8 protein-coding genes and 1 pseudogene are annotated in these 9,132 nt (G+C 61.8%); 6 read left to right on the forward strand and 3 right to left on the reverse strand.

Translation table 11 applies throughout. The features are described 5' to 3' along the window. The first annotated feature begins 109 nt into the window (after positions 1 to 109). From ACODSP_RS26495 to ACODSP_RS26520, 6 genes are all read left to right on the forward strand, one after another. On the forward strand, positions 110 to 2,074 hold the full coding sequence (locus ACODSP_RS26495; RefSeq protein ID WP_488968519.1) for a S9 family peptidase: 1,965 nt from the start codon (positions 110 to 112) through the stop codon (positions 2,072 to 2,074). 325 nt (positions 2,075 to 2,399) lie between these two features. Next, a complete protein-coding gene (gene purQ, locus ACODSP_RS26500; RefSeq protein ID WP_054169044.1) occupies positions 2,400 to 3,089 on the forward strand; it encodes a phosphoribosylformylglycinamidine synthase subunit PurQ in 690 nt (229 codons plus the stop codon). Beyond that, a complete protein-coding gene (gene purL / locus ACODSP_RS26505; RefSeq protein WP_488968520.1) occupies positions 3,086 to 5,308 on the forward strand; it encodes a phosphoribosylformylglycinamidine synthase subunit PurL in 2,223 nt (740 codons plus the stop codon). Before purQ ends, purL begins: the two co-directional genes overlap by 4 nt. 173 nt (positions 5,309 to 5,481) lie before the next feature. Next, a complete protein-coding gene (locus tag ACODSP_RS26510) occupies positions 5,482 to 5,721 on the forward strand; it encodes a BolA/IbaG family iron-sulfur metabolism protein (protein WP_054169042.1) in 240 nt (79 codons plus the stop codon). Between the two features lie 115 nt (positions 5,722 to 5,836). Continuing rightward, positions 5,837 to 6,175 carry a Grx4 family monothiol glutaredoxin gene (grxD, locus tag ACODSP_RS26515; protein WP_054169041.1) on the forward strand — a complete coding sequence of 113 codons (339 nt, stop codon included), beginning with the start codon at positions 5,837 to 5,839 and terminating at the stop codon, positions 6,173 to 6,175. A 404-nt stretch (positions 6,176 to 6,579) separates the two neighbouring features. After that, positions 6,580 to 6,870: a hypothetical protein gene (locus ACODSP_RS26520; protein ID WP_488968521.1), complete on the forward strand. Its 291-nt coding sequence runs from the start codon at positions 6,580 to 6,582 to the stop codon at positions 6,868 to 6,870. Positions 6,871 to 6,973: 103 nt separating this feature from the next. Here the strand turns inward: ACODSP_RS26520 and ACODSP_RS26525 are convergent, their stop codons facing one another. The 3 genes and pseudogenes from ACODSP_RS26525 to ACODSP_RS26535 all read right to left on the reverse strand — a co-directional run. Further along, positions 6,974 to 8,077 carry a serine hydrolase domain-containing protein gene (locus ACODSP_RS26525; RefSeq protein ID WP_488968522.1) on the reverse strand — a complete coding sequence of 368 codons (1,104 nt, stop codon included), beginning with the start codon at positions 8,075 to 8,077 and terminating at the stop codon, positions 6,974 to 6,976. A gap of 181 nt (positions 8,078 to 8,258) precedes the next feature. Next, positions 8,259 to 8,690 carry a DoxX family protein gene (locus tag ACODSP_RS26530; RefSeq protein WP_488968523.1) on the reverse strand — a complete coding sequence of 144 codons (432 nt, stop codon included), beginning with the start codon at positions 8,688 to 8,690 and terminating at the stop codon, positions 8,259 to 8,261. Between the two features lie 204 nt (positions 8,691 to 8,894). Continuing rightward, positions 8,895 to 9,050: pseudogene (locus ACODSP_RS26535) on the reverse strand (30S ribosomal protein S4); the annotation flags it as partial. Positions 9,051 to 9,132: the final 82 nt, after the last annotated feature.

Genomic DNA, 9,132 nt, shown 5'->3' on the forward strand with positions numbered 1-9,132 from the left:
TCTGGATGATTTCAAAGGGGCCCGGACCCTTGCAGCGGAAAGCGGATGCGCTACGCTGCCCTTGCAATCCACAAGCCCTTGACGGGCAAAAAATCAAGGAACGGGACACGTGCGGATCATCGGACATTTCATGCGCGGCAGCGCCCTGGCGCTGGTGCTGGCCCTTTCTGCCGGGGCCGTCTCGGCCCAGACGGCGCCCACCAAGATTGAGCGGGTTCAGAACGGCAATATCGTCACCGAGAATATCCCCGCCGTCGATGCGGCGCTGGGTGAGCGTCTGTCGGCCTATCTGTCCGCCCGGTCCGCCGGCATGCTGGACTGGACGCCCGACGGCAAGGGCATCCTGATCACCACCCGGTTCGGGGAGACGTCACAGCTGCATCTGGTGAATGGCCCGATGATGGCGCGCCAGCAACTGACCTTTGCCGCTGAACCCATCACCAGCGCCGCCTTCAGCCCGGCCAAGGGGTCGACCGATCTGGTCTATGTCTGGGACAAGGGCGGATCGGAGAATTTCCAGTTCTTCCACCTGGATACCGCCACGGGCAAGACAACGCTGGTTACCGATGGCAAGTCGCGCAACCAGGGTCTGGTCTGGAACCACAAGGGCGACAAGTTCGCCTTTTCCAGCACGCGCCGCGACGGCAAGAACACCGATGTCTATGTCGGCGGGTTGAAGGATGCCGCGACGGTCGCGCCCTTGGTGGCGCAGACCGGGTCGTGGGGTGCCGTCGCGTTCTCCCAGGATGATGGGAAGTTGCTGGTCGGGCAGTATATCGCCATCACCAAATCGTACCTGTCGGTGGTCGATGTCGCCACGGGCCAGCTGACCCGCATCAAGCCGGACAAGGATACCATCGCCCTGACCGGTGTTGGCTTTACCCCCGATGCCAAGGGCGTGTTCCTGACATCGGACGAGGAAGGGGAGTTCAAGCGCCTGGGTCTGCATGATCTGGCGTCGGGCAAGACCACCTGGATCACCGCTGACGATCCCTGGGACGTGGAGGAGGCGGTGCTGTCGCAGGATGGCAAGCGTCTGGCCTATGTCCTGAATGAGGGTGGCTGGTCGACGGTGCGGGTGATCGACACCAAGACGCTGAAGCCGGTGAAGCTGCCCGCCCTGCCCCGGGGCATTATCGGCGGCGTGTCGTTCAGCCCGGACGGGTCGAAGCTGGCCCTATCGCTGACCACCCCCACCGCACCCGCCGACGTGCATGTCGTCGATATGGGCAAGGGCAAGGTGGAACAGTGGACCAAGAGCGAGGTCGGCGGCCTGAACACCGAGACGTTCGCCGATGCCAGCCTGATCCAGTTCCCAACCTTTGATCAGCGGCAGATCCCGGCCTTCCTGTTCAAGCCGAAGAACGCCACGGGCAAGCTGCCGGTCATCATGCTGATCCATGGCGGGCCGGAAGGGCAGAGCCGCCCGAATTTCAGCGCGACGGTGCAGTTCTGGGCCAATGAGCTGGGCGCGGCGGTGCTGCTGCCCAATATCCGTGGCTCGGAAGGCTATGGGAAAACCTATCTGGGCCTGGATAATGGCTTCAAGCGCGAGGATAGCATCAAGGATATCGGTGCCCTGATCGACTGGGTCGCGACCCAGCCCGACCTGGACCGGGACAAGATTGTGGTGGCCGGCGGTTCCTATGGCGGCTATGCCACGCTGGCGGCCATGACCCACTATAATGACAAGCTGGCCGGCGGCGCCGACACGGTGGGCATCTCCAACTTCATCACCTTCCTGGAGGCGACGGCGGAATATCGCCGCGACCTGCGCCGCCCGGAATATGGGGACGAGCGTGATCCGGAGATGCGCGCCTTCCTGCAGAAAATCTCGCCCCTGACCAACGCGTCGAAGATTACCAAGCCCATGCTGGTCATCCAGGGCTATAACGATCCGCGCGTGCCGGTGGGCGAGGCGGAGCAGATGGTGGCCGCCATCCGCAAGAATGGCGGTGAGGTCGGCTATGTCCTGGCCATGGACGAAGGTCACGGCTTCAAGAAGAAGTCGAACCAGTTCGTGGCCAGCATGGCGCAGGCGCAGTTCTTCAAGAAGGTTTTTGGGCAGAAGTAGGGTTGGTGCGGGGTGGGGGAGTACCCTCACCCTCCCAAACGCTGGCGCGTTCGGGCCCCTCCCTCTCCCGCCAAGCGGGCGAGGGGCCAAATTTCTTCCCTCGCCCACGAAAGTGGGAGAGGGAGGGGCCCATTGGCACCAGCCAATGGGAGGGTGAGGGAGCTACCGCGCCCCACCCGCCGATAACGCCGCCCTGCCATGGCCCCGCCGGGGGACCCCTGATCTTGCATTGAGGCCCTGTCGGCATTAGGGTCCCGCCGCATCGGGGGGCCGTCCCGGTGACGGTCTGCCGCCTTCCCACCCACAACGGAACGGGTAACGCGGGATGAAGTCCGCCGTCATCGTCTTCCCTGGTTCCAACTGCGACCGCGACATTGCGGTGGCCTTGGAACAGGCTTCCGGCAAGAAGCCCCACATGGCCTTCCACAAGGACAATGATCTGCCGGACGTCGATGTCATCGCCGTCCCTGGCGGTTTTTCCTATGGCGATTATCTGCGCTGTGGGGCCATGGCCGCCCATTCGCCCATCATGAAGGTGGTGAAGGAACGGGCCGCCAAGGGCGTGCGCGTTGTCGGCATCTGCAACGGCTTTCAGATCATCACCGAGGCGGGTCTGCTGCCGGGTGCCCTGATCCGCAACAAGTCGCTGAAGTACGTTTGCCGCACGGTCGGCCTGCGCGTTGAGAACAACGACAGCGACTTTACCCGCAAATATGCCAAGGGCCAGGTGATCGGCATTCCGGTCGGCCATGGCGAGGGCAATTACGTCGCCGATGACGAGACGCTGAAGCGTCTGGAAGGCGAAGGGCTGGTGGCGTTCCGCTATACGGCACTGCCGGGCCAGAGCGCCGATCAGGCGAACCCCAATGGCGCGACCAACGACATTGCCGGCATCTTCAACGCTCAGCGCAACGTGCTGGGCATGATGCCGCATCCCGAACGCGCCTTCGATCCGCTGCACGGCAATACCGATGGCCGTGCCTTCTTCGATAGCCTGGTGGAGACCCTGTCGTGAGCGCCCGCAAGGAACCCGTTGTGAACGAGGCCCTGGCTGCCGAACACGGCATCAAGGCCGATGAGTACGTCCGCCTGCTGGAAATCGTCGGCCGTCAGCCGACCTTTACCGAGCTGGGCATCTATTCCGTGATGTGGTCGGAGCATTGCTCCTACAAGTCGTCGCGCGTCTGGCTGAAGAAGTTCCCGACCACGGCCCCCTGGGTCATCTGTGGTCCGGGCGAGAATGCCGGTGTCATCGATATCGGTGACAATCAGGCCGCCATCTTCAAGATGGAAAGCCATAACCACCCCTCCTATATCGAGCCCTTCCAGGGGGCGGCGACGGGTGTGGGCGGCATCCTGCGCGATGTGTTCACCATGGGCGCTCGGCCCATCGCCAACCTGAACGCCCTGCGTTTTGGCGAGCCGGACCATCCCAAGACCCGTCAGCTGGTCGCGGGTGTGGTGTCAGGCATCGGCCATTATGGCAATTGCGTCGGCGTGCCCACCGTGGGCGGCGAGACCAATTTCCATAAGGCCTATAACGGCAACTGCCTGGTCAACGCCATGACCGTGGGCATCGCCGATCAGGACAAGATTTTCTATTCCAAGGCGGCCGGCATCGGTAACCCCGTGGTCTATGTCGGGTCCAAGACGGGCCGCGATGGTATCCATGGCGCCACCATGTCGTCGGCGGAGTTCACCGAGGACAGCGAGGCCAAGCGCCCCACGGTGCAGGTCGGCGATCCGTTCACGGAAAAGCTGCTGATCGAAGCCTGCCTGGAACTGATGAACACCGACGCCATCCAGTCCATCCAGGACATGGGTGCCGCCGGCCTGACCTCCTCCTCCGTCGAAATGGCCGGCAAGGGCGGGTTGGGGATTGAGCTGCATCTGGAAAAGGTGCCGCAGCGTGAGACGGGGATGACCCCCTACGAGATCATGCTGTCGGAGAGCCAGGAACGCATGCTGATGATCCTGAAGCCCGGTTCCGAAGACGTGGCCCGCGCCATCTTCGAGAAGTGGGAACTGGATTTCGCCGTGATCGGCCACCTGACCGATACGGGCCATTTTGTCCTGAAGATGAATGGCGAGACATATTGCGATCTGGCCCTGGCCCCGCTGTTCGACGCCGCCCCGCTGTACCATCGCCCGACCGAAGAGACGCCGGCCCAGCCGCCGCTCGACCTGGACGAGGATGAACTGTGGCCGGAAGATTTGTCGCTGGCCGATATCCTGACCAAGCTGGTTTCCTGCCCCGATCTGGCCTCCAAGCGCTGGATCTGGCAGCAGTACGATAGCCAGGTGGGTGCCGACACCCGCTTCCTGTCGGGTCAGGCCGATGCGGCGGTGGTGCGTGTGCATGGCACCAACAAGGCGCTGGCCATGTCGTCCGACGTGACCCCGCGTTACTGCTTCGCCGACCCGGTGCAGGGTGGCCGTCAGGCCGTGGCCGAGAGCTATCGCAACGTGTCGGCGGTCGGCGCCCTGCCGCTGGCCATCACCGACAACATGAATTTCGGCAATCCCGAAAAGCCCCGGATCATGGGGCAGTTCGCCGGCTGCGTCGAAGGCATGGCCGAGGCTTGCCGCGTGCTGGATTACCCGGTCGTGTCGGGCAACGTGTCGCTCTACAACGAGACCAACGGCGTTGGCATCCTGCCGACCCCGACGGTGGGTGGCGTCGGTCTGCTGGCCGATGGGCACAAGGCCGTGGGGCTGGGCTTCAAGAATGACGGCGACGTTATTCTGCTGGTGGGGGAGACCGAGGGTCACCTGGGCCAGAGCCTGTATCTGCGCGAGATCCTGGGCCTGGAAGAAGGTCCGGCACCAGCCGTCGACCTGGAAACCGAGAAGCGTCACGGCACCTTCGTGCGTGAGGCGATCCAGGCCGGCCTGATCAGTGCGTCGCATGACGTGTCGGATGGCGGTCTGCAGGTGGCGCTGGCCGAAATGGCTATGGCCGGCAACAAGGGTGCCGACCTGTCCGGCCTGGACGGCTGGCACGTGGCGGAGCTGTTCGGCGAGGATCAGGGCCGTTACGTCCTGACCGTCACCGCTGCCAATCTGGACGCGGTGGAGACCAAGGCGGCGGAAGCCGGCGTCACCCTGTCCCGTATCGGCACGGTCGGCGGCAATGCCCTGACGGGTGCGTCGGGGGCCATTATTTCGGTCGCGGACCTGATTGAAGCGAACGAGGCTTGGCTGCCGAACTATATGAATGGCAAGGTGGGGTAAGTTCCACCTCGTGACCGCCTCTTAACGTCATTCCCGCGCAAGCGGGAACCCAGCGAGAGCGGCGATAGCCGCGACATGACTCATATCGGCGCTAACCGTGCCTTTCGCTGGGTCCCCGCTTGCGCGGGGATGACGCTGAGGGTGTGGACTGGCCATTGTAAAGGACCCGACCCATGGCGATGCACGCTTCCGAAATTGAGGACCTGCTGCGCGAGGCGTTCCCCGACGCGGTCGTCCGTATCGACGATCTGCGCGGCGATGGCGACCATTACGCTGCCTATGTTGAAAGCCCCAGCTTCAAGGGCAAAAGCCGTGTGGCCCAGCATCAGGCCGTCTATGCGGCCCTGAAGGGTCGCATGGGCAACGAACTGCATGCGCTGATGCTGACCACGGCGGCACCCAAGGACGCATGATTGGCCTGCCGAACGAACCCCCTGTTAAGGGCGACGGTTCGGCGCTATATGTCGAGGGATTTCCCACGGGACCGCAGGGGCGGCGCTGTGGTGTGGACTTAAGGAACTGTGACAGATGGACCAGACGGTTGCCGAGCGCATCAAGCGCGATATCGCCGACAATGACGTCGTGTTGTACATGAAGGGGACGCCCGTGTTCCCTCAGTGCGGCTTCTCCGCCGCCGTGGTGCAGGTGTTGAGCCACCTGGGCGTCAAGTTCAAGGGCATCGACATCCTGGTCGATCCGGCCCTGCGCCAGGGCATCAAGGAATTCACCAACTGGCCGACCATCCCGCAGCTCTATGTGAAGGGCGAGTTCGTGGGCGGTTGTGACATCATCCGCGAAATGTATGAGGCGGGTGAGTTGCAGGACCTGCTGCGCGAGAAGGGTGTGGCCACCGCCGACGCCGCCTGATCCGTCAGGATTGTCAACGAAAGGGCCTTTCCGAAAGGGAAGGCCCTTTTTTGTTGCTGGTCATTTGGGGTGCGGTCCGATTTCTCTTCAATTGAGAAAATCTGCCTCCCCGGCGAAGGCCGGGGCCCAGGGGCCACGCGCCCGACGCTGGTGCTGCTGACAGCAAGGCAGGTGGGAAAGTTGATGCTTGAGGCCCCTGGGCCCCGGCCTTCGCCGGGGAGGCGATAGAGAGGTTTAAACGGGATCGTAAGAATAACTCTCTGAATCTGAACGGTTTTCGAAATATCATTGATTTCAATTTAGCAAATGATTGTATAAACTGTAATCGTTGCAATCTATTTACTATACAGCATTTCCGGATTGGTTAATATCTCGTCTCGGGGCGAATAATAATCAAGCTGGAGTTGGAAATGCGTAATGTTGCAATGATCGCAGCGTTGCTTTTGCTTGGGGTTGCTTCGGCGGGGGCGCAGGAACAGGCGAAGCCGGCGACCGAAGCCATTGTCCAGACGGCACCGGCCGACAATGATGGTGGCCGGCTGATCTGCAAGACGGAAAAAGAAACCGGGTCGCGCGTGAAGCGTAACAAGGTCTGCAAGACCAAGCAGGAATGGGACGATATGCGTCTCAACACCAATAAGCAGCTTAACGAATATTCAAAGCAGACGCCGGCGAACCCGCTGCCATCTTCGTGATAGGCGCCGAACGTTGCCGGCATGAGAAAGGGCCGCCCCGGATGGAGCGGCCCTGATTTTTGGTGCCAGGATAGCTTGGAGCCTGCCGATGGCAACCGTGGGCCTACTTGCCGGCGGCTGTCAGCACATGGTCGGTGAGGAGGCGCTCAGATAAACCATGGGCATCCCTGACCCGGAAATTTGTGGTGGTAATGACCACGACAATCTGGAGCCGGGGAAACACGGCGACTTTGTTGCCACCCATTCCGCTCATCAGCCACGCGAGTTCCGTGCCGTCCGCTGTCTTCAGACGTTTGATCCACCATAGGTAACCGTAGTCCGTCTGGTCATCGACCTGCGCCTGTGCGCTGGTCGAGGCGCGAACCCAGTCTGCGGCGATGAGGCGTTTGCCCTGCCAAACACCGTCATCGAGATAGAGTTGTCCGAGCTTGGCCAGGTCTCGGCTGCGCAATCCCAGCCCGCCGCCCGTCATGGCGTAACCGGTCGGCGTTGTCTGCCATTCCACCGGACCGAATGCGAGTGGTCTGAACAGGCGCTCTTGTGCGTAGTCTTGAATTGCCTTGCCAGTTGCGCGCTGTATGAGGGGGCCCAGGGTTGCCGACCCGGCGGTACAATAGCTCCAGCTTCGACCATGCGGCGAAAGGTGGGGGGGCGTAACCCAAGCTGGGAAGCCCTTGATGGGCAGGTCGAGGGTGAATCTCACCCAATCCTCGACCAAATACATCCGTTCCTCGTTGCCACGCGAGAATGAGTTGTTGTCGTCGCATTCCAGCAGGGAACTCATGGTGAGGAAGTCTTCGACGGTGATCTTGTCTTTCCGCGGATCGGGATTTTGAAGGGGGCTCAGTTCGGGAAAGAAGGACGCTACGGGTACATTGACGCTTGCCAGCGCACCGTCGCCGATCGCCAGACCGACGAGCATTCCAGTGACCGTCTTGGTCGCGGATCGGGTGTTCCTGAGAGCGTCTGGCCCGGCCCCATCGAAATACCGCTCGTAGACCAGCCGCCCGTCGCGGGCAATAACGACGCTGGTGACCTTCTGAAAGTCGCCTTTCTCGATCGCGGCCGTCATCGCGGCCAGACGCGCGGGATCGAAGCCGGCGGATCGCGGATCGCCCATCTTCCAGTCCTGGGCCGGCGATTGGGCCTGAGCTGTCGCCATGGCGAGGCAGCACGACATGATGGCAATCCACCGCGCAATTTTCATTTCAAGCCCCCCGCCATCGGCTGCCACTGGGCGGACCCAAGTGGCATCCCCGCTTTCCTCTGGAAAATGTAGGGAGTGAAACAAATTTCGCGGGGTGACGTTAGTCCCAATACAGCAGTCGCGGAAAGGGCCGCCCCGGATGGAGCGGCCCCTTTTGCCTTGCAGCGATGTTACAGGGCGATCAGGCCTTCTTGGACAGCAGATTGTCCACGGCGACGGCACCGGCGCCATTGGCGGCCAGAACCAGGAAGCCGCCGGCCATCGACAGGTTCTTCCAGAACATGATGGTCTGGACATAGGCCATCTGCGCATCCGTCACGGCCCAGTAATTATGGAACAGGATGGCGGAGATGACGGAGAAGCCAGCCAGCGCCAAGGCGGCGGCCCGCGTCTGGAAACCCACCACCACAAGGGCGCCACCCACCAGTTCCGTCACGATGGCGGCCAGCAGCAGCAATTCTGACGGCAGCGGCAGACCGGCGGAGCCGACATAGGCAAGGCTACCCTCCCAACCGGTCACCTTCGACAGGCCGGAAGAGATGAAGATGGCGGCCAGCAGCACACGGCCAGCGACGGGCAGGAACTTGGCATTGTTGGCGATCAGGGTGTTCATGGTCGTAAACCTTTCAGATCTCTTGTGGGAGGGGCGCCGGCAAGGGGCGCCGTCGTCTTGAGATGAAAGCTACACCCACCGAACCATTGCGACAATACGCACTGCATATGATTAATTGTCCTGAAAATCAGAACAATAAAGGCAACAAAAAAGGCCGCATCCCGGAGGATGCGGCCTGATCTGTGCCCCTTGGGGCCGAAACCGTTAGCGCGAATAGAATTCGACGACCAGGTTCGGTTCCATCTGGGTCGGGTACGGAACGTCGGCCAGGTTCGGGGCGCGCAGGTAGGTGCCCTTGAAGTTGCCGGTGTCGACGGTCACGTAATCCGGGAAGTCGCGCTCGTTCGACTGAATGGATTCCATGATGATGGCGAAGTTCTTGGCCTTAATACGCACTGCATATGATTAATTGTCCTGAAAATCAGAACAATAAAGGCAACAA

This window comes from Niveispirillum sp. FG156, from assembly GCF_057809555.1.

Coding starts and splice junctions, on each gene's coding strand:
- purQ (WP_054169044.1), top strand. CDS start 2,400: ATGAAGTCCGCCGTCATCGTCTTCCCTGGTTCCAACTGCGACCGCGAC.
- ACODSP_RS26510 (WP_054169042.1), top strand. CDS start 5,482: ATGGCGATGCACGCTTCCGAAATTGAGGACCTGCTGCGCGAGGCGTTC.
- grxD (WP_054169041.1), top strand. CDS start 5,837: ATGGACCAGACGGTTGCCGAGCGCATCAAGCGCGATATCGCCGACAAT.
- ACODSP_RS26525 (WP_488968522.1), bottom strand. CDS start 8,077: ATGAAAATTGCGCGGTGGATTGCCATCATGTCGTGCTGCCTCGCCATG.
- ACODSP_RS26530 (WP_488968523.1), bottom strand. CDS start 8,690: ATGAACACCCTGATCGCCAACAATGCCAAGTTCCTGCCCGTCGCTGGC.